22 protein-coding genes are annotated in these 22,505 nt (G+C 64.7%); 12 read left to right on the top strand and 10 right to left on the bottom strand.

From position 1 onward, the window contains the following. Positions 1 to 201: 201 nt before the first annotated feature. Both PSAL_RS14310 and PSAL_RS14315 read right to left on the bottom strand, forming a co-directional pair. Entirely contained in the window at positions 202 to 1,860 is a 1,659-nt protein-coding gene (locus PSAL_RS14310; protein ID WP_196222789.1) for a methyl-accepting chemotaxis protein, read from the bottom strand. Continuing rightward, a complete protein-coding gene (locus PSAL_RS14315) occupies positions 1,857 to 2,168 on the bottom strand; it encodes a hypothetical protein (RefSeq protein WP_147407628.1) in 312 nt (103 codons plus the stop codon). Before PSAL_RS14315 ends, PSAL_RS14310 begins: the two co-directional genes overlap by 4 nt. Positions 2,169 to 2,329: 161 nt before the next feature. On the opposite strand from PSAL_RS14315, the gene PSAL_RS14320 reads away from it, so the two are divergent. Further along, a complete protein-coding gene (locus tag PSAL_RS14320) occupies positions 2,330 to 3,118 on the top strand; it encodes an exodeoxyribonuclease III (protein WP_119839252.1) in 789 nt (262 codons plus the stop codon). A 4-nt stretch (positions 3,119 to 3,122) separates the two neighbouring features. Here the strand turns inward: PSAL_RS14320 and PSAL_RS14325 are convergent, their stop codons facing one another. After that, complete coding sequence (locus tag PSAL_RS14325; RefSeq protein WP_147407629.1) at positions 3,123 to 4,559, bottom strand: hypothetical protein; 1,437 nt, start codon at positions 4,557 to 4,559, stop codon at positions 3,123 to 3,125. 253 nt (positions 4,560 to 4,812) lie between these two features. Between PSAL_RS14325 and trxA the strand changes: the two genes are divergently transcribed. The 3 genes from trxA to PSAL_RS14340 are packed head-to-tail and all read left to right on the top strand — an operon-like array spanning position 4,813 to position 6,587. Further along, positions 4,813 to 5,727: a thioredoxin gene (gene trxA / locus PSAL_RS14330; RefSeq protein ID WP_119839254.1), complete on the top strand. Its 915-nt coding sequence runs from the start codon at positions 4,813 to 4,815 to the stop codon at positions 5,725 to 5,727. Between the two features lie 39 nt (positions 5,728 to 5,766). Then, the gene (locus tag PSAL_RS14335; protein WP_119839255.1) at positions 5,767 to 6,411 is read left to right on the top strand and encodes an LON peptidase substrate-binding domain-containing protein; all 645 of its coding nucleotides are present in this window, start codon (positions 5,767 to 5,769) and stop codon (positions 6,409 to 6,411) included. Then, positions 6,408 to 6,587: a Trm112 family protein gene (locus tag PSAL_RS14340; RefSeq protein ID WP_119839256.1), complete on the top strand. Its 180-nt coding sequence runs from the start codon at positions 6,408 to 6,410 to the stop codon at positions 6,585 to 6,587. Before PSAL_RS14335 ends, PSAL_RS14340 begins: the two co-directional genes overlap by 4 nt. Before the next feature lie 80 nt (positions 6,588 to 6,667). Here PSAL_RS14340 and PSAL_RS14345 read toward each other — a convergent pair whose 3' ends face one another. Continuing rightward, a complete protein-coding gene (locus tag PSAL_RS14345; RefSeq protein WP_119839257.1) occupies positions 6,668 to 7,882 on the bottom strand; it encodes a UbiH/UbiF/VisC/COQ6 family ubiquinone biosynthesis hydroxylase in 1,215 nt (404 codons plus the stop codon). 89 nt (positions 7,883 to 7,971) lie between these two features. On the opposite strand from PSAL_RS14345, the gene PSAL_RS14350 reads away from it, so the two are divergent. The 4 genes from PSAL_RS14350 to PSAL_RS14365 all read left to right on the top strand — a co-directional run bounded on the left by PSAL_RS14350 (position 7,972) and on the right by PSAL_RS14365 (position 14,735). Continuing rightward, a complete protein-coding gene (locus PSAL_RS14350; protein WP_119839434.1) occupies positions 7,972 to 9,309 on the top strand; it encodes an amidase in 1,338 nt (445 codons plus the stop codon). Positions 9,310 to 9,407: 98 nt separating this feature from the next. Continuing rightward, positions 9,408 to 10,583, top strand: coding sequence for an aminotransferase class I/II-fold pyridoxal phosphate-dependent enzyme (locus PSAL_RS14355; protein ID WP_119839258.1), 1,176 nt, complete (start codon positions 9,408 to 9,410; stop codon positions 10,581 to 10,583). Between the two features lie 12 nt (positions 10,584 to 10,595). Next, positions 10,596 to 13,964, top strand: coding sequence for a DNA translocase FtsK (locus PSAL_RS14360; RefSeq protein WP_119839259.1), 3,369 nt, complete (start codon positions 10,596 to 10,598; stop codon positions 13,962 to 13,964). Positions 13,965 to 14,126: 162 nt separating this feature from the next. Then, complete coding sequence (locus tag PSAL_RS14365) at positions 14,127 to 14,735, top strand: LolA family protein (RefSeq protein ID WP_119839260.1); 609 nt, start codon at positions 14,127 to 14,129, stop codon at positions 14,733 to 14,735. A gap of 45 nt (positions 14,736 to 14,780) precedes the next feature. Here the strand turns inward: PSAL_RS14365 and PSAL_RS14370 are convergent, their stop codons facing one another. Both PSAL_RS14370 and PSAL_RS14375 read right to left on the bottom strand, forming a co-directional pair. Beyond that, the gene (locus PSAL_RS14370) at positions 14,781 to 15,359 is read right to left on the bottom strand and encodes a transglycosylase SLT domain-containing protein (protein ID WP_119839261.1); all 579 of its coding nucleotides are present in this window, start codon (positions 15,357 to 15,359) and stop codon (positions 14,781 to 14,783) included. 120 nt (positions 15,360 to 15,479) lie between these two features. Next, the gene (locus tag PSAL_RS14375; protein ID WP_119839262.1) at positions 15,480 to 16,361 is read right to left on the bottom strand and encodes an AEC family transporter; all 882 of its coding nucleotides are present in this window, start codon (positions 16,359 to 16,361) and stop codon (positions 15,480 to 15,482) included. An 81-nt stretch (positions 16,362 to 16,442) separates the two neighbouring features. On the opposite strand from PSAL_RS14375, the gene hspQ reads away from it, so the two are divergent. Continuing rightward, positions 16,443 to 16,769, top strand: coding sequence for a heat shock protein HspQ (gene hspQ, locus PSAL_RS14380; protein WP_119839263.1), 327 nt, complete (start codon positions 16,443 to 16,445; stop codon positions 16,767 to 16,769). Positions 16,770 to 16,796: 27 nt separating this feature from the next. Here hspQ and ggt read toward each other — a convergent pair whose 3' ends face one another. The 3 genes from ggt to PSAL_RS14395 form a co-directional block, all read right to left on the bottom strand. After that, positions 16,797 to 18,374: a gamma-glutamyltransferase gene (gene ggt / locus PSAL_RS14385; RefSeq protein ID WP_119839264.1), complete on the bottom strand. Its 1,578-nt coding sequence runs from the start codon at positions 18,372 to 18,374 to the stop codon at positions 16,797 to 16,799. A 166-nt stretch (positions 18,375 to 18,540) separates the two neighbouring features. Beyond that, the gene (locus PSAL_RS14390) at positions 18,541 to 19,179 is read right to left on the bottom strand and encodes an ATP-binding protein (protein WP_119839265.1); all 639 of its coding nucleotides are present in this window, start codon (positions 19,177 to 19,179) and stop codon (positions 18,541 to 18,543) included. Further along, positions 19,142 to 19,477 carry an STAS domain-containing protein gene (locus PSAL_RS14395; RefSeq protein WP_119839266.1) on the bottom strand — a complete coding sequence of 112 codons (336 nt, stop codon included), beginning with the start codon at positions 19,475 to 19,477 and terminating at the stop codon, positions 19,142 to 19,144. Before PSAL_RS14395 ends, PSAL_RS14390 begins: the two co-directional genes overlap by 38 nt. A 93-nt stretch (positions 19,478 to 19,570) precedes the next feature. Here PSAL_RS14395 and PSAL_RS14400 point away from each other — a divergent pair, with 93 nt between their 5' ends. Further along, positions 19,571 to 20,047: a GAF domain-containing protein gene (locus PSAL_RS14400; protein ID WP_119839267.1), complete on the top strand. Its 477-nt coding sequence runs from the start codon at positions 19,571 to 19,573 to the stop codon at positions 20,045 to 20,047. A gap of 49 nt (positions 20,048 to 20,096) precedes the next feature. Then, positions 20,097 to 20,744, top strand: coding sequence for a pseudouridine synthase (locus PSAL_RS14405; protein ID WP_119839268.1), 648 nt, complete (start codon positions 20,097 to 20,099; stop codon positions 20,742 to 20,744). Here PSAL_RS14405 and PSAL_RS14410 read toward each other — a convergent pair. After that, on the bottom strand, positions 20,741 to 21,769 hold the full coding sequence (locus PSAL_RS14410) for a serine/threonine protein kinase (RefSeq protein WP_119839269.1): 1,029 nt from the start codon (positions 21,767 to 21,769) through the stop codon (positions 20,741 to 20,743). The two genes, PSAL_RS14405 and PSAL_RS14410, sit on opposite strands and share 4 nt — an antisense overlap. Before the next feature lie 142 nt (positions 21,770 to 21,911). Here PSAL_RS14410 and PSAL_RS14415 point away from each other — a divergent pair, with 142 nt between their 5' ends. Further along, entirely contained in the window at positions 21,912 to 22,307 is a 396-nt protein-coding gene (locus PSAL_RS14415; RefSeq protein WP_119839270.1) for a VOC family protein, read from the top strand. Positions 22,308 to 22,505 lie beyond the last annotated feature (198 nt).

Genomic DNA, 22,505 nt, shown 5'->3' on the forward strand with positions numbered 1-22,505 from the left:
GGATTTGCGTCTCTTCGAGGTGACGCGAATCGGCGTCGGTTTTTTCAACTGGCGCCTCTCTTAGGCTCATAAGATCTGCGGTTTATCAGCGGATCTCTGCCGTTCGCCCGTGCCCTGAGCTGCTTATGGGGGCTGAACGTCAGGACCTCCGGCAGCCCCTCGCCTTGGCAAGGCCCTGGACCGGCAAGGGATGAAACAAGGTCAGAATTCATTCCAATCGTCCTGACCGCCGGCGGGCGGACCGTTCACTACTTGCTTGGCCGAAGCAGCGGGCATCGGCGCGGCCGGTGATCGGCGTGCGCCGGGAGCCTGGTCAGTATCTGCGCCTGTCTGGAACCGGGTCATCAACGCGCTCAATTCCTCCGCCTCGCGGTTGAGGGCGGTAGAGGCCGCATTGGTCTCTTCGAACATGGCGGCATTCTGCTGGGTTACCTGGTCGAGTTCCTTCATCGTATCGTCGATAAAGGCCAGAGAGCTGGATTGTTCATTCGCCGAAGAGGCAATCTGCGACACCAGTTCCGCCACGTTGCGCACCACTTCCGAGATCCGTTTCAACGAAACTCCGGTTTCATTCACCAGCGCCACGCCGTTCTTCACCTGTTCGTTGGAGGTGGAGATCAACGAGCTGATCTCACGCGCCGAGGTGGACGAGCGCGCAGCCAAAGCCCGAACTTCTGTCGCGACCACGGCAAAGCCGCGGCCCGCCTCACCTGCGCGGGCGGCTTCGACACCAGCATTAAGCGCCAGAAGGTTCGTCTGGAAGGCGATATCCTCGATCACCTGGCTGATATTCGAGATCTCGGAGGATGAGGTTTCGATCTCGGCCATGGCCGAAACGGTGCGTTGCACAACCTCGTCCGAGGTCTGTGACTGGGCGCGGGCGCCGTCGGCGGCGGAACTGGCGCTGCGCGCGGCCTCGGCGGTGGCGCGCACGTTGTTGTTGATCTCCTGAATTGCATTGGAGGTTTCCTGCAGCGAAGCGGCCTGCCGTTCGGTCCGCTGCGCGAGGTTGTTGGAGGCATTGGCGATGGCGTCTGCATCCTGCGACACGGCCTGGGCGTTGCGGATCACGTTCTGGACGGTTTCGCGCAGTTCAGCGACCGCGTGGTTGAAATCCTGCCGCAGACTGTCGTGGTTTTCATCGAAGGGCGTGTTGATCGTGGCGCCCAGATCCCGACTGGCGAGCCGGTTCAATGCCTCCCCCAGCCCGTCAACGACGATCTGCTGGGCTTCGGCGGCGCGGATGCTGATTTCCTGTTCACGCTGCATGGCGCGGCGCGAGGCAAGGTCAGACTCGGCCACCCGCTCGTCCAATGCGACACGGTTTCGGATCGAGACGAAGAGCACGATGGCCTCCATTACCACGATGACACCATGCAGGGCCGTGCGTTCGATATTCTGCGCCAGCGAGCTTGAGGGGTAGATCAAGGTCGGCAAGGCGATGGCCAGGGTCAGGTGATGCACGGCGATCAGCGCGGCGCAGCCAATGACGACCCGCGCGTCCGACATGGCCATCGTGACCGCCAGAAGCGCAAAGAACAGCATATGGCTGTCGACCTGCCAGGGGTGCCCGGCCAATGCAGCCGAAAACCCCATGGCTTGCCCGATCAGCGCCATCCCGACGATCATTCGCCCGCCCGGTCCCCCGCTGCTGCTGCCGAAAAAGGCCAGCCCGGCGACAGCCAGCGCGAAAACCAGGACCGGCAGCACCGGGTTGCCAGCCAGCAGCGCGGCGGCGGGCGGCAGGATTGCGAGCCCCATGGCTGCCTGCCCGACAAGCCGCATCGCTTGTTTCCGCGAGGCTTCGAACCCGTTCTCGTCTTTCAAATCCTGATCGGCGGTCATGTCAGTCACGTTCATCCGGTCACTCCGCAAAATTTCGCGACGGCGGTGCCGTCGACAACTAGAAAGGCCCCTGCTTCGCGTAAGCGATCCCCGAAATCGGGGTTGCCCGCCTGGGCGAGCGTCGCCATCGGCGCCCATGTTGGCCCGACCCCGTGGCCCCCGGCCGCGGCAATCGCCGCCTCTCGGTCTGCCCACGGCCCCGAAAGTACCAGAACCAGCCCGTGACTGGCCCTTGGCAAAGAGGCGAGTCCCAGAACCGGCCCGGACAGGCAGAGCCCCAGGAAGGTCATCGCGACGATGATATTCTGTGTGACGATCCGCACTGGCGCCCCCTTCAGCCTCCGCGATAGCGCGAATCCCTTGCCGCCGCGTTAAAGCTAGAATGCATTGGATCTGCCTGTGGGGACGCTCGCGGTGCCGGGTCGGGCTTTTCCTGCCGCGTCCCGGATGCTACCGAAGACCTGCCCAACATCCGGAGCTTGCCATGCCCTTTACCCTTGCCACTTGGAACATCAATTCGGTCCGCCTGCGCGAAGGACTGGTCTGCAAGTTGCTGGAACAGGACGCGCCGGATGTGCTCTGCCTGCAGGAATGCAAGAGCCCGGTCGACAAGATTCCGGTCGAGGCCTTCCATGCCGCTGGCTATACCCACATGGTGGCACGCGGTCAGAAGGGCTACAACGGCGTCGCCATCCTGTCGAAGCTGCCGCTGGAAGATGTCGGGGACAAGGATTTCGCCGCGCTTGGCCATGCCCGCCATGTTGCTGCCCGCCTGCCCAACGGCGTCACGATCCACAATTTCTACGTCCCTGCGGGGGGCGACAAGCCCGACCGCGAAGTGAACGTGAAATTCGGTCAGAAGCTCGACTACCTGACCGGGATGCGGGACTGGTTCCATGCCGAGCCGCCGAAGAAGGCGATCCTGGTCGGGGATCTCAACATCGCGCCACGCGAAGATGACGTCTGGGACCACAAGAAGCTGCTCAGGGTCGTGTCGCACACGCCGATCGAGGTCGCCCATCTGGCCGAGACCCAGGGCGCCGGGAACTGGGTGGACATCACCCGGCAGGACATCCCCGAAGGGAACCTCTATTCCTGGTGGTCCTATCGCAGCCCGGATTGGGATGCCGCGGACAAGGGGCGCCGCCTCGATCATGTATGGGCCACGCCGGATATCTCGAATGCGGCGCATTCCAGCCGGGTTTCACGCGCGGTGCGCGGTTGGGAACAGCCCTCGGACCACGCCCCGGTGTTTGCAACCTTCGACCTGTGACCTGCTAGGCGATAGCCAGCACCAGCAGCGACAGGGCCAGACCGACAGCAAGGGCAAAGACCCCGTTCCAGCGGAAACAGACCGCTGACGGGGTGACCCCGCCAAGCCGCGCGATCAGCATGACCGAGGCGGTGAAGGGCGATGTCACGGCGGCGATCGACCAACCGGCCGTCAGGGCGATTACCATGGCTGCGGGCGCGATGCCCAGGGTGGCCGGATCCGGCAGTAACGGGCCGAACAGCGACACGAACAGGATCGGGTTCATGCCGAACTGCCCGCCCAGCGGGATGATCCAGATCGGCACCAGCAGCAGGATCCAGACAGGCAGGCTGCCAAGGTCGATGCCGCTGGCGCTCAGCGCCGGTGCAAGCATCGCCCCTGCCGCACTGCCCAGGAAACCGGCCATGGCCAGCAGGATGATCTCGCCGCCGAATCCGGGCAGTTCCTGAAACAGGAACGCCCCGCCGTGCTGGCGCAATTGCCGCCCCCCGGTCCGCCTCGGCGCCTCGGCCACCAGCCAGAGCGCGGCGACGACCGGCACCACGGCCAGCACCGACAGGGCTGCTGAAACGCCGCTGACCAGATGGATCGCATAGACCGGCACCGCGACCAGCAGCATCATCCACAACACGGGCAATAGGGCGGCGGGGCTGTCCCGGCGCTGATAGGCCGGCACGCGTGACGGGTCGACCTTCGGCTTGAAGAACCGGTCCAGCGCCCAGCCGATCCCGGTCTGTATGGCAGCCGAGGCCATCGCAACCGGCAGAACCGCCGCCCAGCTAGCCCCTGCGATCACGCTGGTCGAGATCACCATGGCGAAGCTCAGCGGCGACCAGACCAGACTGGCCGCGAACCCTCGGTGCACGGCCAGCAACATCCGTCGCGTGCGGATCTCGCGGATCAGCGGATCCGACTCTTTCACCGCGGATGTCTGCGCCATCCCGCCAAGCAGCGAAATGGACCCGTAATTCAGCACCAGCGCAAAGACCTGCGCCCCCAGCACCAGCGCAGAGTAGCGCCGCCCCGGCGGCTGTTGTGCCAGATAAATAGCCGCCCGCGTGATCGGGGCCGAAATCTCGGCCGTGTGGCGCAGCGTTGCCAGGGCGCAGAAAAACGCGGTGATAAAGCTCGCCTGGCTCAGCGCCGTCCCGATCACCGCCCCTGCATCCTCGGCCAGGGCAACCACATAGACCGCCAGCGCCAAGCCAATCAATACGAAAACCCGCCGCCCCCAGCGGGCCCGCAACGACAGCAGGGCCACGGCCAGCACCGTACCACCCTTTGCCACCGCATCGGACCAATCCCAGCCGGTGAAGCTGCGCAGCACCACGCTCAGGACCACGGCGGCAAGGATCAGCCCGATCACCCGGTCCATCCGCAAGGACCCCGGTCCCGGCACCCTCGCCCCTTCCGGCGCTTCCCCTGCGGTGATATTCGTCATCTCTGGTCTTCCCGGCTTTCGCCGAAACTAAGCCCGTCCCAACCAGGAAAGGCAAGCCACGCCTGCCGCGCTTGCCCCTATGCAAAAATGCACCCACCCGGTTTCCCTGTTGTAAATATCCCGGGGAGTCTCCGGCACGGAGACGGGGCAGCGCCCCGGCCACATCCGCAAGGAACGCCCGGCGGAACCGCTTGGAAAACCGCCCCCGAAGGTCCATATAGTTTCCGACCCAGCCAATAAGGGAGCTCTCGCCATGATCGAGCTTGGAACCGGACCCGCCACTGCCCCCGCCGGGGGATACGTGAAAGACGTCACCGAGGCGGATTTCATGCAGGAGGTCGTCGAGGCCTCTCAGAAAACCCCTGTCATCGTCGATTTCTGGGCGCCCTGGTGCGGCCCCTGCAAACAGCTCGGCCCGGCGCTTGAAGAGGCCGTGAATGCCCAGGGCGGCAAGGTCCTGATGGCCAAGGTCAACGTGGACGAGAACCAGATGATCGCCGGCCAGATGCGGGTGCAATCCATCCCGACGGTCTATGCCTTCTTCCAGGGCCAGCCCGTGGACGGTTTCCAGGGCGCCCTGCCGGGGTCCGAGGTCAAGGCCTTCGTCGAAAAACTCGCCGCCATGGTCGAAGACGATGACGGCGGCCTCGCGGATGCCGTCACCGCAGCCGAAGAAATGCTGGCCGAAGGCGCCGCCTCCGATGCGGCCCAGACCTTCGCGGCGATCCTGCAGGAAGATCCGAACAACGCCCCGGCCTATGGCGGGCTGGTCCGCGCCCATCTGGCGCTGGACGAACTGGATCAGGCCGAGGCCATCCTCAACGGCGCCCCGGCCGAAATCTCCTCGGCACCGGAGCTCGAAGCCGCCCATGCCCAGCTCGAACTCGCCCGCCAGGCTGCCGATGCCGGCCCCGTGGCCGAGTTGCGCGCTGCGGTGGAGGCCGACCCTGCCGACCTTCAGGCTCGTTTCGACCTGGCGCTTGCGCTGCACGCCACAGGCGAGGTCCAGGAAGCGGTGGATGCCCTGCTCGAGATCTTCCGGCGCGACCGGGAATGGAACGAAGGCGCGGCCAAGCAGCAACTCTTCACCATCTTCGACGCGCTCAAGCCGCAGGACCCCGTCGCGCTCAACGGACGGCGCAAGCTCTCCTCGATGATTTTCGCCTGAAGGGGTTTCCGCAGGGCCGATGCGGGTTAGATTTCCACCATGATGAAACCCGCCGACCTGCCCGACATCCTTCCGGTGTTTCCCCTGCCCGGGGCGCTCATGCTGCCCCGCGCACGCCTGCCGTTGCACCTTTTCGAGCCGCGCTATCTGGCGATGTTCGAAGACTGCCTGAAATGCAAGGACCGGCTGATCGGCATGGTCCAGCCCTGCGGAACCCCCGAAGGTGCCGAAGACAGGCTGCACAGCATCGGATGCGCCGGGCGGCTGACCCAGTTCTCAGAAATGGAAGACGGCCGCTACATGATCACTCTCAGCGGAATGTCACGCTTCCGACTGTGCAAGGAGGTGACGGGGTTCACCGCCTATCGCCGCTTCGAAGTGGACTGGTCCGGCTTCGACCGCGATCTCGGCGCGGCGGAAACCGATCCGGATTTCGCCCGCAAGTCCTTTCTGTCCCTGCTCGACCGCTACTTCCTCGACCAGGGCCTCTCGACCGATTGGGATTCCCTCAAGGACGCCGATGACGAATTGCTCATCAACTCCCTGTCGATGCTGCTCAACTTCGACCCCGAGGAAAAACAGGCGCTCCTCGAAGCGCCCTCTCTCACAACCCGTCGCGAAACCCTCGTGACGCTGATGGAATACGCCCTGCGGGGCGGCAACGGCCAGGACATGCTGCAATGACCGACACCCCCCTCTTCGACCGCCGCATGATCGAGGCGCTGGTCTGCCCGCAAAGCCATACCACCCTCAGCTACGACGCCGAGGCACAGGAACTCATCTCCAGGGCCGCCAATCTCGCCTTCCCGATCCGCAACGGTATCCCGATCCTGCTGATCGACGAGGCCCGCAGCCTCTAGGCGCCCTATCGGTTTCCCTGTTCCAAATATCCCGGGGGAGTCTCCGGCACGGAGACGGGGGCAGCGCCCCCACGTGGGCCTCACCGCATCAGATCGGGCAGATCCCCGGTCAGGCCGGCGGCCTCACGGATGAACCCGCGACGCAGCTTCGGCAAGGCGGAAACAGCCCCAAGGCCCAGGCCGCGCCCAAGTCGTAGCAGCGGATTATCATTTGAAAACAGTTTGTTGGTAATGTCCGTTCCCATGGCCAGCGTGGCCGTGTCGAACCGCCGCCATTCCTGATAGCGGGCCAGCACATCCCCGGCGCCGATGTCTTCGCCGCGCTCCCGCGCCTCGCCCAGTACCTGGGCCAGCGCAGCCACATCTCGCAGACCGGCGTTCAACCCTTGTCCGGCCAGGGGGTGCAGCCCATGCGCGGCATCCCCCACCAGCGCCAGCCGCGGGGCGCTGAATTTCTCCGCCAATGACAACCCAAGCGGATAGGCAAAGCGCTGGCCGGCCAATGCGATTTCGCCCAGAAAATCCCCGAACCGGGGGCGTAGGGCAGCGAGGTAATCGGTATCCTCCAGCGCCTGGATCGCGCGGGCGGCGGCACTGGTTTCGCTCCAGACGATCGAACTGCGGTTGCCCGGCAGCGGCAGGATCGCCAGCGGGCCCGGCGGCATGAAGAACTGATGCGCGACGCCGTGATGCGGTTTCTCATGGGAAATCGCGCAAACCAGCGACGTTTGCCCATAGGACCAGCCCTGGCGGCGGATCCCGGCTCTCTGGGCCGTGCCGCTGGTCTTGCCATCGCAACCGATCAGCACCCGCCCGCGCAGGCGCTCGCCGGTATCAAGGGTGACCTCGGCGCCTTCGGCCTGCACACTCTGCGCGACAACCCGCGTTTCACTCAACTGCGTGATCAGCGGGCTACGGTCCATCGTCTCCAGCAGGGCTCGGCGCAGATAGCGGTCCTCGATCATCTGGCCCATCGGGCCTTCCTCGATCTCCGCATGGTCGAAATGCAGGAAGAACGGCGCGGCGCCGCGCCCTGCGTGCCCATCCGAAACCTTGATATCCAGCATCGGCTGGGCCGATTCCTGCAGCGCGTCCCACAGGCCGATGGCCGCCAGCATCCGGACCGAGGCCAGCGCCAGCGCATAGGCACGGCCGTCGAAATCCGCCGCCTCGCGCGTGGGCGCGGGCAGGGCGTCCACGACAGTGCTGCTCAGCCCCATATGCGCGGCGGCAAGGGCCATGGCGGGGCCGTTCAGCCCGCCGCCGATGATCAGAAGATCGCTATCAAAATCCATGCTGCAAATATGAGGCCCCGCCCGGGATTGTCCATGGCGGATCACGGCGTTACCGTCGCGGCAAAACGCGCAGGGCAAAGGGGCGGATGATGCAGGAATGGCTATGGATGCAGGCGGGGGACCTGGGGCGCGGCATCGGGGCGGGCGAAATCGACCCGGTGGCCCTGACGCAATGCTACCTTGATGCCATCGCGGCCCATCCCGACAGCGACCGCATTTATGCCCGTACCACGCCGCAGCGCGCCCTTGCCGAAGCCGAAGCCGCGGCAGAGCGCGCCCGGCTGGGCACCCGCCGTCATCCGCTGGACGGGGTGCCGATCAGCTGGAAGGACCTTTTCGACAGCGCCGGCACCGCGACAGAGGCAGGCAGCGCCCTGCTGAAAGGCCATGTCCCGGACCGCGATGCGCTGGTGCTGCGCAATGCCACGCAGGCCGGGCTGATCTGTCTCGGCAAGACCCATATGTCCGAGCTGGCCTTTTCCGGCATCGGCATCAACCCGGTGACCGCGACGCCGCCCAATGTGAACGACCCGGCCCTGGCGCCGGGGGGCAGTTCCTCTGGCGCGGCGACATCGGTGGCCTTCGGGCTGGCGGCCGGGGGCATCGGCTCCGACACCGGGGGGTCGGTGCGCATTCCGGCGGCCTGGAACAATCTGGTCGGGTTCAAGACCACCTCGGGGCGGATCAGCCTTGAAGGGGTGCAGCCGCTTTGCAAACGCTTCGATACCATCGGCCCGCTGGCCCGGTCGGTTCAGGATTGCACCCTGCTGCTCTCCGCGCTCGAAGGGCGCCCGGCCCCGGACCTGCGCGGCGTCAGCCCCCGTGGCCTGCGCCTGGGCGTGCTGCGCAACGTGGCCTTCGATTCGATCCGCGACGCCCCGTTGGCCGCCTTCGATGCGGCAGCGGCCCGGCTGCAGGACGCCGGTGCCCGGTTGACCGACATCACCGTCCCCGCGCTGGACGCGGCCATGCCGCTGTCGGCACTGTTGTTTGCCTCCGAAGGCTACGGGTTGTGGAAGGACCGCATCGAAGCCGCACCCGACCTGATGTTCCCGCAAATCCTGGAGCGGTTCCGTGCCGGGGCGCAGGTTTCGGCCCCCGATTACGTTGCGGGATGGGAAAAGCTCTATGCCCTGCGCGCCGAATGGCAGGCCGCGACGGCGGGCTTCGACGCGGTGATCTGCCCTACGGCCCCGATCCTGCCGCCCGATGTGGCGCGGATGCTGAGCGACGAAGACTACTACATCACCGAGAACCTGCTGGCGCTGCGCAATACCCGCATCGGCAACCTGATGGGCCTGCCCGCCGTTTCCCTGCCGACGCCCAGCCCGGCCTGCGGCCTGATGTTAATGGGTCAGCCCCTGCAGGAAGAGCGCCTGGCCCGTGTCGCCGCCGCTGCGGAACCCGTTGTCCTGGGGGCAACATAAGCGTTGCAAAAGGGCCATGGCGCTGGACGCGACCCGGCCATGTAAGCTAACCTGCCCGCAAACGGGGCGAAATGACCCCGGTGAAAGAGGCAGTAGAAATGTTTCCAGAGCGGTTTTCGGACCTTCCGGAATATGCGTTCCCGCGCCTGCGTGCCCTGCTCGACCATCACGAGCCGGGCGGCGAGGTTCTGCATATGACCATCGGCGAACCCAAGCACCCATTCCCCGAATGGGTGGCTGAAACCGTTTGCGCGACCACTGCCGGGTTCAACAGCTATCCGCCCAATGACGGCACGCCGGAACTGCGCGGTGCGATTTCGGATTTCATCGCGCGGCGTTACGGTTCGACGATCCCTCCCGAGCAGGTCATGGCGCTCAACGGCACCCGCGAGGGGCTCTACAATGCCGCCATGGCGCTGCTGCCGGAAACCAAGGCGGGCAAGCGCCCCGTGGTGCTGATCCCGAATCCCTTCTACCAAGTTTACATGATCGCGGCGATTTCCGTCGGGGCCGAGCCGGTCTTTGTTCCGGCGAGCCGCGACAACGGCTTCCTGCCCGATTACGCCGCCCTGCCGCCCGAGATCCTTGATCGCACCACCGCCTGCTACCTTTGCACGCCGACCAACCCGCAGGGCGCCGTGGCCGGTGCGGAGTACCTTGCGGACCTGCTGGCCCTCGCGGAGCGCCATGATTTCAAGATCTTCGCGGACGAATGCTATTCCGAGATCTACCGCGACACTGCCCCCATGGGTGTGCTGAGCGCGGCCGACAAGGCAGGGGCCGACCCCGAGCGCGTGGTGCTGTTCCAGTCGTTGTCCAAGCGGTCGAACGTGCCGGGTCTGCGGTCGGGTTTCGTGGCGGGTGGGCCGGAAAGCCTGCGCCGCATCCGCCAGTTGCGCGCCTATTCCGGGGCGCCGCTGCCGCTGCCGATCCAGAATGCCTCGGCCCTTCTGTGGGCGGATGACGCCCATGTGGTGGAGAACCGTGCGCTTTATGCCGAAAAATACGATGCCGCCGACGAAATCCTGTCGGGTCTGCCCGGCTATGCGGGCCCGGAAGCGGGGTTCTTCCTCTGGCTGCCGGTCCCGGATGGAGAGACGGCGGCGCTGCGTCTCTGGCAGGCGACCGGGGTCCGGGTTCTGCCGGGGGCCTATCTCAGCCGCAGGGTCGACGGGGACAATCCCGGTGCGGGCTATATCCGTGTCGCCATGGTGGCACCGAAAGACGAGATGATCGTGGGGCTGACCCGCCTGCGCGATTGTCTTTACAGCTAGGGAGCAAGCGACATGGCTTACCAGACCAAGGGACGCGATCCGCTGTTCGACAGATCCATGCAGGATACGCTGCGCAAGCGCGGGAAAGAGCTTATGGGGCTTGGCCTGCTGATCTGCGGGCTGGGGCTGGCGGCTATTCTGTTCAGTTACGCCCCCGATGATCCTTCGATGATGTCCGCCAGCGATGCCCCGGTGCAGAACTGGCTGGGCCGTTTCGGCGCGGGTGTCGCGGCTCCGGTGGTGATGATCGTCGGGGCAGGGGGCTGGGCCATTGCGCTGCTTTCGGTGGTCTGGGGGCTGCGCTTCACGCTGCATGTGCCGGATCTGCCGCCGGTCGGGCGGTTGGTTTTTGCGCCGGTCTTCGTCATCCTTGTCTCGGTCTATGCCGGTACGCTGAACACGGCGGCGGGTTGGCCCCATGCCTTCGGTCTGGGCGGGCTGTTCGGGGATACCGCGCTCGGAGCACTGCTGGGTCTGCTGCCGATGCCGATCGACGCCGCGATCCGATTGCTGGCGCTGATCATGGGAATCGGGTCTGCCGTGCTGGGTCTGTTCGTCATGGGTTTTACCCTGCGCGAATTCCATCAGGGCTTCCGCCTGCTGCTGATCGGGCTGGTGCTGGGCTACATGTTCCTGTTGCGCTTGCTGGGTCGCGGTGCCGCTGGCACCTGGCGTATGACCTCCGGTGCCGCCGCACGCGCCGCCGAAGGCAACCGCAACCGCCGCGAAGCGCGCCTTGCGCGGCGTCATGACATGGGCGACTGGGGCGACGATCAGGTCTGGCAGGAGGAACCGCCGGTGTCCCAGGGGTGGGCCAATCAGCCCGCGCCCGAGTGGTCGCAGGACTGGTCCCGGCACGAAGACAACGGACAGGCCTGGCAGCCGACCCTGCATGACCCGCAGGACCCAAGCTGGCAGGGCGATCCCGACGATTACCCCTATGATGTCTACGAAGAGGTCGAGCAGGAATACCACTCCGAGGCAGAGCCGCTTCAGGAGCTTTACGCGCCCGCCGAGGAGCCCCCGCGCCCCGAGCCGCGCGGGCTGCTTGGCCGCCTGATCCGCCGCGCCGAACCCGAGATGCCGCAAAGCGAACTGATCCCCAACGATCCGGTCACCTACCTGCCGGCCGACGATGGCGATCTGCCCGGGGATGAGCGCATCCGCAGCAAGATCGAGAACGCGGTTCGCTCCAGCCGTCAGCGCACCGCGGTGATCCGCAAGACCCGCCCGGCAGCGCCCCAACGCCATCCGCGTGGGCCGAAACCGCTGGTCTTTGATCCCAAGACCCGCAGCGAACCACCCCTGATGGCGTCCGAGCAAACCGGTCTGCCGCCGGAACCCCCGGTCAGCGCCCCGCCGACCAGCTATCGCCCTGTGGGGGCCGCGCCGACTGGTGCCGCACCGCTTGGCGGTGCGCCGGTGTCCTTCGAAACCTCGGCCTATCCCGATATGGACGCGCCCGAGCTGTCCGAGGCCCCCGAGGCCCCGCCCTGGCGCGAGGGCCCGGACAGCATCTATCCGACCGATCCCGAGTGGGCCATGGATGTCGGGGATATCGGACCCACGCCCCCTGTTCCGCAGGGCGAAACCTATGTCCCCGAAGCCTATCCCCTGACGGCAGAGGAGCCGTTCGACGAGACCGCATTTGACGGGGCCTCGGCCTTTGACAAGACGGATTTCGAACGGCCGGATGACGCCGGGGAGCCTCCGGCGGAAACCGACGACCCGCTGCCGCGCACACCCGCGCCTCGACTGCCCTCGGCAGAGCCGAAGAAGGTCGTGCAGCATACCGCCCCCCGGGCGCCGCAGCAGTCTGAGCAGGCTCGCAAGGAGGCCCAGCCGGGTTTCGGCTTTGTCCCGGAAGAGGCGAAATACGCCCTGCCGCCGCTGAGTCTGCTGCGCAATCCCGAAAGCATCACACGCCACCACCTGTCCGATGACGCACTGGAAGAAAACGCGCGCATGCTGGAAAGCGTTCTGGACGACTACGGCGTGAAGGGAGAGATCGTCTCGGTCCGCCCCGGTCCTGTCGTCACCATGTATGAACTGGAACCGGCACCGGGCCTGAAGGCCAGCCGGGTGATCGGCCTTGCCGACGACATCGCGCGGTCGATGTCGGCCCTTTCGGCGCGGGTTTCCACCGTCCCGGGTCGGTCGGTCATCGGGATCGAACTGCCCAACGACAACCGCGAGATGGTTGTCCTGCGCGAGATCCTCGCGGCCAAGGACTTCGGCGACAGCCACATGAAGCTGCCACTGGCGCTCGGCAAGGACATCGGCGGCGAAAGCATGGTCGCCAACCTTGCCAAGATGCCCCACCTGCTGATCGCGGGGACGACCGGGTCGGGCAAGTCGGTGGCGATCAACACCATGATCCTGTCGCTGCTCTACCGGCTGACGCCGGAAGAATGCCGGCTGATCATGATCGACCCGAAGATGCTGGAACTGAGCGTCTATGATGGTATCCCCCACCTGCTGAGCCCGGTTGTCACCGATCCCAAGAAGGCCGTCGTGGCGCTGAAATGGGTCGTGGCCGAGATGGAAGAGCGCTATCGCAAGATGTCCAAGATGGGCGTGCGCAACATCGACGGCTACAACGGCCGGGTGGCGGATGCGCTGGCCAAGAACGAGACGTTCTCGCGCACCGTTCAGACCGGCTTTGATGACGAGACCGGCGATCCGGTGTTCGAGACGGAAGAGATCCAGCCCGAGAAGATGCCCTATATCGTCGTCATCGTCGACGAGATGGCCGACCTGATGATGGTCGCGGGCAAAGAGATCGAGGCCTGCATCCAGCGCCTGGCGCAGATGGCGCGGGCCTCTGGTATCCACCTGATCATGGCGACCCAGCGGCCGTCCGTCGACGTCATCACCGGGACGATCAAGGCGAACTTCCCGACCCGGATTTCCTTCCAGGTCACGTCGAAGATCGACAGCCGCACCATCCTGGGCGAAATGGGCGCCGAGCAGCTTCTGGGCATGGGCGACATGCTCTACATGGCCGGTGGCGCGCGGATCACCCGGTGCCACGGGCCCTTCGTGTCGGACGAAGAGGTCGAGGAGATCGTCAACCACCTCAAGGGCTACGGTCCGCCGGAATACATCGGTGGCGTGGTCGACGGGCCGGAGGACGACAAGGCCGACGACATCGACGCCGTGCTTGGCCTTGGTGGCAATACCAACGGCGAAGACGCGCTGTACGACCAGGCGGTGGGGATCGTGATCAAGGATCGCAAATGCTCGACCTCTTATATCCAGCGCAAGCTGGCGATCGGGTACAACAAGGCCGCCAGGCTGGTCGAGCAGATGGAGGACGAGGGCGTCGTGTCTTCGGCCAACCATGTCGGCAAGCGCGAAGTGCTGGTGCCCGAGCAGTAAGGACGGCAGGGGGCCTGGCCCCCGCCGCCTGCGGCGCCTCCCCCAGAGTATTTCAAGCCAGATGACAGGGAGCAGCGTCTTTCCGCTGCGGCGTCGGACCTGTGATTGCTTCGTGAGCGTTGGGTACTGGAAGCCACGCAATCCGAGGATTACATCTTGGTCATGAATACCCTGACCCGCCTTCTGGCGCCCGCCGCCGCCGTCCTTGCCCTGGCCGTTCCGGCCATGGCGGACCCCATTCCGCTGTCGCAGATCTCGGCCTATTTCAATGGCTGGAAGACTGCCGAAGCGGATTTCACCCAGATCAATGGCGATGGCACGGTGTCGACCGGCACGCTTTTCATCAAGCGACCGGGACGGATGCGGTTCGAATATGATCCCCCCGAAGAGGCGCTGGTGCTGGCCAGTGCGGGGGCGGTCGCGGTCTATGATCCCAAGAGCAACGGCGGGCCGAATACCTATCCACTGGACCGCACACCGCTGAGCCTGATCCTGTCGAACACGGTGGATCTGGGGCGCGCCAACATGGTGACGGATCACCGCGAGGAAGGGCCGGCCACGGTGGTGCGGGCGCAGGACCCGGAGCATCCCGATTACGGGTTCATCGAACTGGTGCTGACGGGTGATCCGGTGGAGCTGCGCCAATGGGTCGTGCATGACAGCGGTGGCAGCGTGACCACGGTCGCGCTTGGCCACATGCAGACCGGGGTTTCCCTGGGCGACAGCATGTTCCGTATGGTGGGCGCCTTCGACGAAGACAATGGTCGCTGATCGGGGCGGTGCATGGCGGCCCTTTGGGGCCGCCATGCGAGCGGCTTAGTCGCAGTAGGCCAACTGCTTGCCGTAAAGGATCGAGCGGCTTCCGACGCTGGAAGAGACATTCAGCAACCAGGACTTTCCGTTGTGTGATCCGCGGGAATAGCCGGCCCGACCTTCGTGATAGGCGAGGTATTGACGGCGGGCATCGGTGAGCGGGATGCCCAATTGCTTGGTCGTTCCGGTCAGATACCAGCCGATGAAATCCGCCGCGTCGTCGATGTCGTTGCGCTTGGCACGACGACTGCGGGTGGCATCCTGGTATTCCTGCCAGGTCCCGTCCAGCGCCTGACTATAGCCGTAGGCCGAACTGACCCGTCCCATGGGAATGATCCCAAGTGCATATTTATGCGGGGTCTTGGCGTTCCCGATGAACTTGCTCTCCTGGTACATGATCGCCATCTGTACGTTGATGGGCACGCCCCAGCGGCGCTCGGTTCGCTTGAAGGCGCGCGCGTAATGCGGTCTCTGGTCCAGGATCGCACAGGCGTCATTCAGGTTGCGCGGGGCTGTCGTGTCACGCCCGCCGCAGGATGCGGCCAGTAACACGAACAGAAGCGCGAAAATCTTTCTGCCCATCTGCCTCTCAATTTTTATTATCTGCTCTGTTTTTTGCCAAATTTTACACGAAAGAAGGCAGGAGCGAAACAGTCAATCCGGCGATGACCGGGATTGTGAACTGAGCCGCGCGAAGCGGGCCTAGAGCAGCAGAGCCAGCAGGATCGGCAGCGCGGGGACCGAGACCAGGGTCGACACGACCACCAGGCCGGCGACGGAATCCGCATCCGCGCCGTATTTCTCGGCCAGCAGGAAAGAGGTGACCGCGACGGGCGTGGAAAGCTGGATTACCAGGATCGTGAAAGCTTCGCCGCTGAGGCCGAAAAGGCGCCCGGCTTCCCAGGCGATGCCGACGCAGAGCACCAGTTTCAGCAACGACAGCCCAAGTGCCTTCAGGACCGAACTGGGGGTCAGGCGCGCCACGGCGACGCCCAGGGTCAGCAGCATGACAGGGATCGAGATCTGGCCGAGCAGAGACAGGGTATTTCCCAGGAAAACAGGCACCTGCCAGCCCTGCCACAGGAAGATCCCGCCAAGGACAGTGCCCCAGAGAAGCGGTTCCTTCAGCGCCTTGATAACCGATCCGCCGCCCGCCACGATCCAGATACCGAAGGTAAAGCTCCAGATTGCCATGACGGCAAAGACGACAACCGCATAGCCAAGCCCGGTTTCGCCGAAGGCGAACAGCGCCACGGGCAGGCCCAGATTGCCGGTATTGCCAAAGATCAGCGGGGCGAGATAGGTGCGCATCGACAGGCCGAGCGCCAGCAGCACTCCGGCCGTCACCAGGGCGAGGGCACCATAGGAAACGACAGCGGCAAGGGACAGGGCGCTGACCGCTGCGGGGTCAAGTTCGGTGCCGATCAGAGCCATGAAAATCAGGCAGGGCACCGACAGGCTCATGGTCAGCCGGGTGACGAAATTCATGTTGAATTCATAGCCCAGACGCACCCAGGCAAAGCCGATGGCCGCGAGGATGAAGACCGGCGCGACGATCTCGAGTACGGTCAGGACAAGGCCCACGTGCGGTAACTCCGAATTCGGTTATCGGTTGGACAATGTCCGGGATTTGACGTTAGTAGTGGGCTCCATGAGCTGCAAGCGATGCTGACAACAAGAGCAAAATATCATCTGGGCCAGATCGTGCGCCACAAGAAGCACCCCTTCAGGGGTGTGATCTTCGATGTCGATCCGGAATTCAGCAATACCGAGGAATGGTATGATTCCATTCCCGAAGACAGTCGGCCTGCGCGCGAGCAGCCCTTCTATCACCTTCTGGCCGAGAACGACCAAAGCTACTATGTGGCTTATGTTTCGGAACAAAACCTGATCGAGGACCTGTCGGGGGAACCCGTGGATCACCCCGACATTCCGGATTTGTTCGGCCCCTTCGAAGACGGGGCCTACCAGCTTCACTTTCAGCTGAACTAGAGGCGCGGGCGTGATGCCGCGACGCCGTCAGTAGCCGATCGCGCAGCCGTCCTTGCGCGGATCGGACCCCGCTTCGAGAACCCCCGAGGCATGGATTCGAATCGCCTGCGCGCCACCGATGGGGGCGTCGCTGACGGTGACCTTATGACCCATTTCGGCCAATCGGGTTGCGGTTTCAGGGCTGTGACTGCTTTCCAACGTCAGGATGCCGCCCTCGGCAAAGGCGCGCGGGCCGTCGATGGCAGCCTGGGGGGACATGCCGAAATCACGCAGGTTGGTGACGAAACGGGCATGGCCATTGGCCTGATACTGGCCACCCATGACGCCGAAGGGCAGGTTGGGCACGCCGTCTTCGGCCAGCATGCCCGGGATGATCGTGTGCATGGGGCGCTTGCCCGCGCCCAACTCGTTTGCATGGCCTTCGGTCAGGGCAAAGCCGCAGCCACGATTGTGCAGCATCACCCCGAACTTGTCGCTGGCGGTGGTCGACCCGAAAGCACTGAAGATCGAATAGATCAGCGAAACCGCCATGCGGTCGCGATCCACCACGGTGATATAGATCGTGTCCTTGTGCGGCTGACCTTCAGGGCGTGACACCAGGTCAGAGGCCCGTTCCGGGTCGATCCGGGCGGCGAGTTCGGCGGCAAAGCCGGGGTCGGTCAGCCGGTCGGTGGCGTCGCTGTGGGTCGGATCGGCGATGAAGGTATCGCGGGCGGCATAGGCCAGCTTGGCGGCTTCGGCTTCGATATGGGTGCGGGTGGCGCCGAAGGGATCGAGATGCGCAAGGTCGAAACGAGCCAGAATGTTCAGCATCAGGATCGCGATGGCGCCTTGCCCGTTTGGCGGATGTTCGAACAGCTTTGCACCATGGTATTCGCCCGAGATCGGGTGCGTCTGTTCACCGGCGACGGATGCGAAGTCCTTGGCGGTGTGGCCGCCACCCTTTGCGGCAAGTGCGGCGATCATGTCTTCGGCGACCTCGCCCTGGTAAAAGGCCGAGGCGCCGTCGCGGGCGATACGGCGCAGGACTTCGGCCTGCCCGGGCAGGGCAAAACGGGCGCCGGGCGCGGGGGGATGGCCCCAAGGCAGGAAATGCCGCCGTGCGGCGCCGGTCAGGCCTGCATGGTTTTCGGCCCAGTCATGGGCGGCGCGTTCATGCACGGGAACGCCTTTTTCGAAATACCGGATTGCCGGGGCAAGGGAATCGGCGAGGCCCAGCTTGCCCCAGAGCGCCGACATCCTGTCGAAGGCGTCGACCGCGCCGGGCAGGGTCACCGCCTGTGCGTCGGTCGCTGGGATCTGGCGCAGGCCGCGGTCGCGCAGCGCCTGCGGGTCGGCGGTGGCAGGCGCCTGACCCGAGCCGTTGAAGCCCAGCACCTCGTTCGATCCGGCGGGTTTCACCAGGGCAAAGCAGTCGCCGCCCAAACCGCACATCGCCGGTTCGCAAACGCCAAGCGCGACCGCGCCGGCAATCGCCGCATCCATGGCGTTGCCGCCGTTTTTCAGGATATCAACGGCCGCCTGCGCGGCAATCGGGTGCGACGTGGCGCAGATCCCGCTGTCAGCCCAGATGGTGGATCGTCCCGGAACAGTGAATTTACGCATCGTCGACCCCCATTACTTGAGGTGAAGCTGCGCGGAGCCGGGAGCAAGGTCAAGGGCATAGCGACCTTGTCCCCGGTGAAGGGCATAAGGTGGCCGATCCTTCGGGTGCTTTGGCGATACGGAGGGGAGGCGAAGGGCCAAGGTCAAGAGCGGACCGGGCCGATCTTCACCGTCCTTCGGGCATCTTGATCCGGATGCGAAAGGACAGGGTATTGACGCCGGCTTCGCGGCGGTAGGAGACATCCCGGGACAGGTCGCGGATCAGGAACCAGCCGAACCCGCCTTCGGGCAGGGCGGCCAGTTCATCTGGAAGCGGGACACGTGTGCCGATAGGGGCATGACCGTCTGGCATCTCGCGGCCCTGATCCTGAATTTGCACGTGCAGCCCACCCGGTGACCAGAGACATTCGAGGTGGATCAGACCCCGGTCCTCTCCTTCGTAGGCATGTTCGCCGATATTGTTCAGGGCCTCGGCGAGGACAAGTTCGATCGTGCCCAGTTCCTCTGCGTCCATGTCATAAGGCTGCAGGGAGGTCAGCACCGCCTTCAGGCCATTGCGGACCGACATCGGGTTGCTCGGGAATGTCAGGCGGATCGCACCTGGCTGATTCTTGACCGCACCGCTTTCGGGATCGGTCTCTTCCCCCGGGCTAGTTTTGTCCGGGGGGCAGCCTTCGGCGCAGGGCGGGCTACCGGTGTCCGGTCGTTCCTGTTTTCCGGAGGCAATCCCTGGCGAGGCCATTCCGGAAGCGGCCGGCCGGCCGTCGCTATGCATGGGGCACCACGGCGGCGGCGACACCGTCATGGATCGGAAAGACGGTGTCCATCCGGGTCAGGCGGAACACCTTGTCCACATTGGGACGCAAGGTCGCTAGTTCCAGCCGCGCGCCGTCTTCCAACTGCTTCATGGCGGCGACGATCGCGCCAAGCCCACTGGAATCGATGAAGTCGACCTGCGCCAGATCCAGCACGACGCGTCCATCGCAATCGCGCGTGATCTCGCGCATCAGATCCTTGAACCGGATCGCCACCGCCGCATCTATGCGCATGGCGTTCACCGTGACCAGCGTCACGCCGTCCTGCACTACCGTCGTCAGGTTCATTGCCGCATCTCCCGGTTTCGCGTCGATACTGGACAGGCTATTGGCCAATCCTTACCAATCCATGAGCACCCGCCCCTTCCTTCAGGAGATCCCATGCCGCTGGCCAGCCCCGAGACCGGACTTGACTACCGCGGCCTTGCCGCCCGCATTGCCTCCCTGACCGAAGGAGAGACCGACGCGGTCGCGCTGATGGCGACGCTGACCTGCGAAATCCACCACGCGGATGCGCGTTTCGACTGGACCGGTTTCTATCGCGTGACGGAACCCGAGGTGCTGAAGATCGGCCCCTATCAGGGCGGGCATGGCTGTCTTGTGATCCCGTTCTCGCGCGGTGTCTGCGGGGCGGCGGCGCGCACCGGCCGGACCCAGCTGGTCGCGGATGTCGATGCCTATCCGGGCCATATCGCCTGCGCCAGCACGACCCGCTCCGAACTGGTGATCCCGGTGCGCAACGGGGCGGGGGATGTCATCGCGGTGCTCGATATCGACAGTGATCGCGCGGACGCCTTCACCCAGGCGGATGCGGATGAGCTCTCAGCCATCCTCGATGCGGTTTTCGGGCGGCTCTGACCAAAGGCAGCGGATGGACCTTGCAGCCTTCTGCGCTTAGACCGTGCGCATGTCCGATACCTATGCGCCACCCGATACGCCGCTTGCCGTCCTGCACGAGGATCACGAGATCCTGATTGTCGACAAGCCCTCTGGTCTGCTGTCCGTGCCGGGGCGCGGAGAGCATCTGGCCGATTGTCTGCTGTCGCGCATTCAGGCGGCCTTTCCCATGGCGCTGCTGGTGCATCGGCTGGATCGCGATACCTCGGGCGTCATGGTCTTTGCGCTGACGCCCCATGCGCAGCGCCACCTTGGGCTGCAATTCGAACACAGGCGCACGAAAAAGACCTATGTCGCCCGTGTGTCTGGCCGGGTAGAGCCGAAGACGGGCCTTGTCGACCTGCCCATCGGCGTCGACTGGCCGAACCGGCCGCGCCAGATGATCGACCACGACAATGGCCGGCCGGCGCAGACGGAATGGAAGGTCGTCAAATCCTCGGATACCGAAAGCCGGCTGCGGCTGTTCCCGCGCACCGGGCGGTCGCATCAACTGCGGGTGCATATGCTGGCGCTTGGCCATCCGATCCTGGGCGATCCCTTTTATGCAACCGGCGAAGCCTTACACCATCCCCGCCTGATGCTGCATTCCGAAGAACTGCGCCTGCTGCATCCCGATGGCGGACAGGGGATCAAGTTCCGGGCCAAGGCGCCCTTCTAGCGGCGCAGGATCCGGTCGGTCAGATTCTGCCGCCCCGCGATCAGCGGCGCGAGCATCGGGCCTAGGTCGGGGTCGCGATCACAGGCCAGTTCAAGCTCATCCAGGCGATTGGCGGCGATCAGGGCCAGAAGATCCGTGCGCGGGCTGCCGTCCGCATGACGCGGCATCCGGGCGACCGGCTGCACCCTTTCCGAGAGGGTTTCGGGGATCAGGGCGCGCAGATCATCCTGCGATATATTTGTTTCAGCAAATGTGTAGAGCCCGACGCCCTTGCCCGGCAAGGCAAAGCTGGCCAGGGCATGATCGCTGACGCGCGGATCGGTCTGCAGCAGGCGGGCGATCTCGGCACCGTCGGTTTCATGGCGGTCCTCGGTCCCTTCTCCATCGGACCAGTCGAACAACCGCCGGGTAATGAAATTGTAAAGACGCTTGCCTGTTGCCATCCAGATCCGGCTGGGCAGGGCCTTCTGGTCCAGCATGGCCAGTTCGGCGGGTGTCAGCAGGTCGGGCGCGAAGGAGCGTTTCTGCTTCAGCAGGTGGCGCAGGTCCTCGCGCGCCATGATGCGGAACATTCGTCCCTGCCGGCGATGGACCGAGGCGAGCTGGAAATCGATCACCGCCGCGCCACCGTCCGGACGCATCAGCCAGTTCTGCGGTTTGGCGATGTCGTTATGGGTCACGCCGCGTCGCCGCATTTCGCGCAGCAACCGCTTGGCATCATGGTAAAAGGCCGCTTCCGAAGGGCGGGCCAGTTGCAGGGGCGTGCCTTCGGACCAATCGCGCAGAATGCCGACGCGGTCATAGCGTATCAGCTCGGGGCAGCCGGTGATCCCGTTGACGGCACGCAGCCCGCGCACCTCTCGTCGGGCCAGGAAACGTGCAATGGGGCGCGACCACATGGGCAGGTCGTCCAGTTTGCGCAGCGCCAGCTTGCGGTCGGGGGCGTCGGACAGATGGCCGGTGATCGTCTCGGAAAACGGATCCCGCTTCAGGACCGTCACGGGAATGAACTTTGCTTCTGCCACTGTCGTTCCGATCCTGCCCGCTTTGGGCCTGTCTAGCAAAGTCGGGATTGCCGGGGCAAGCGAATGCCTTTCACCCCGGCCGTTCAGCCCCTAGAAATGACGCAAGGCCGCCCCGGCCACCCCTGTTGCAAAGGAACTTCCCATGGCTCGCATGATCCATTCCATGCTTCGCGTCCGCGACGAAGCCGCATCGCTTGATTTCTACAGCCGCGCCTTCGGGCTGAAGATTGCGGACCGGCTGGATTTCGAGAGCTTCTCGCTGATCTACCTGTCCAACGCCGAAAGCGACTTCGAACTGGAACTGACCGTGAACAAGGGCGAGACCGCGCCATATGACCTTGGCAATGGCTACGGTCACCTCGCGGTTTCTGTCGCGGATCTCGAGGCCGAACATGCCCGCTTTGTCGCCGAAGGTCTGGCGCCGCGCGATATGGTGTCCTTTGCGCCTGCAGGTGAGTTGATCGGGCGGTTCTTCTTCGTCAAGGATCCCGATGGGTATGAAATCGAGGTGCTGGAACGTAGTTGCCGTTTTGCCTGAAGGAGTCCCTACAAACTTGCGTCGTCAAATTAAGTTTTAGCCTGAAGATCTGGTGTGACAGCGCTTTTAGGCGCTCATATTCGACGCGATTTCGGCACGCGGGGGGCGAATAAATACGATTTATCAATCGTGTGTAGGATTTCTATCCAAAACGAAAAGGGGGAGGCGCCCAGCCTCCCCCGTCTTCGTTCAGATCGC

The sequence above is a fragment of the Pseudooceanicola algae genome (genome assembly GCF_003590145.2).
Lineage (GTDB): Bacteria > Pseudomonadota > Alphaproteobacteria > Rhodobacterales > Rhodobacteraceae > Pseudooceanicola > Pseudooceanicola algae.

Bases quoted from the DNA above. Each gene is read 5' to 3' on its own strand.
- PSAL_RS14310 (WP_196222789.1), bottom strand. From the start codon at position 1,860: ATGAACGTGACTGACATGACCGCCGATCAGGATTTGAAAGACGAGAAC.
- PSAL_RS14320 (WP_119839252.1), top strand. From the start codon at position 2,330: ATGCCCTTTACCCTTGCCACTTGGAACATCAATTCGGTCCGCCTGCGC.
- PSAL_RS14325 (WP_147407629.1), bottom strand. From the start codon at position 4,559: ATGACGAATATCACCGCAGGGGAAGCGCCGGAAGGGGCGAGGGTGCCG.
- trxA (WP_119839254.1), top strand. From the start codon at position 4,813: ATGATCGAGCTTGGAACCGGACCCGCCACTGCCCCCGCCGGGGGATAC.
- PSAL_RS14335 (WP_119839255.1), top strand. From the start codon at position 5,767: ATGATGAAACCCGCCGACCTGCCCGACATCCTTCCGGTGTTTCCCCTG.
- PSAL_RS14340 (WP_119839256.1), top strand. From the start codon at position 6,408: ATGACCGACACCCCCCTCTTCGACCGCCGCATGATCGAGGCGCTGGTC.
- PSAL_RS14345 (WP_119839257.1), bottom strand. From the start codon at position 7,882: ATGGATTTTGATAGCGATCTTCTGATCATCGGCGGCGGGCTGAACGGC.
- PSAL_RS14350 (WP_119839434.1), top strand. From the start codon at position 7,972: ATGCAGGAATGGCTATGGATGCAGGCGGGGGACCTGGGGCGCGGCATC.
- PSAL_RS14355 (WP_119839258.1), top strand. From the start codon at position 9,408: ATGTTTCCAGAGCGGTTTTCGGACCTTCCGGAATATGCGTTCCCGCGC.
- PSAL_RS14360 (WP_119839259.1), top strand. From the start codon at position 10,596: ATGGCTTACCAGACCAAGGGACGCGATCCGCTGTTCGACAGATCCATG.
- PSAL_RS14365 (WP_119839260.1), top strand. From the start codon at position 14,127: ATGAATACCCTGACCCGCCTTCTGGCGCCCGCCGCCGCCGTCCTTGCC.
- PSAL_RS14370 (WP_119839261.1), bottom strand. From the start codon at position 15,359: ATGGGCAGAAAGATTTTCGCGCTTCTGTTCGTGTTACTGGCCGCATCC.
- hspQ (WP_119839263.1), top strand. From the start codon at position 16,443: ATGCTGACAACAAGAGCAAAATATCATCTGGGCCAGATCGTGCGCCAC.
- ggt (WP_119839264.1), bottom strand. From the start codon at position 18,374: ATGCGTAAATTCACTGTTCCGGGACGATCCACCATCTGGGCTGACAGC.
- PSAL_RS14390 (WP_119839265.1), bottom strand. From the start codon at position 19,179: ATGACGGTGTCGCCGCCGCCGTGGTGCCCCATGCATAGCGACGGCCGG.
- PSAL_RS14395 (WP_119839266.1), bottom strand. From the start codon at position 19,477: ATGAACCTGACGACGGTAGTGCAGGACGGCGTGACGCTGGTCACGGTG.
- PSAL_RS14400 (WP_119839267.1), top strand. From the start codon at position 19,571: ATGCCGCTGGCCAGCCCCGAGACCGGACTTGACTACCGCGGCCTTGCC.
- PSAL_RS14405 (WP_119839268.1), top strand. From the start codon at position 20,097: ATGTCCGATACCTATGCGCCACCCGATACGCCGCTTGCCGTCCTGCAC.
- PSAL_RS14415 (WP_119839270.1), top strand. From the start codon at position 21,912: ATGGCTCGCATGATCCATTCCATGCTTCGCGTCCGCGACGAAGCCGCA.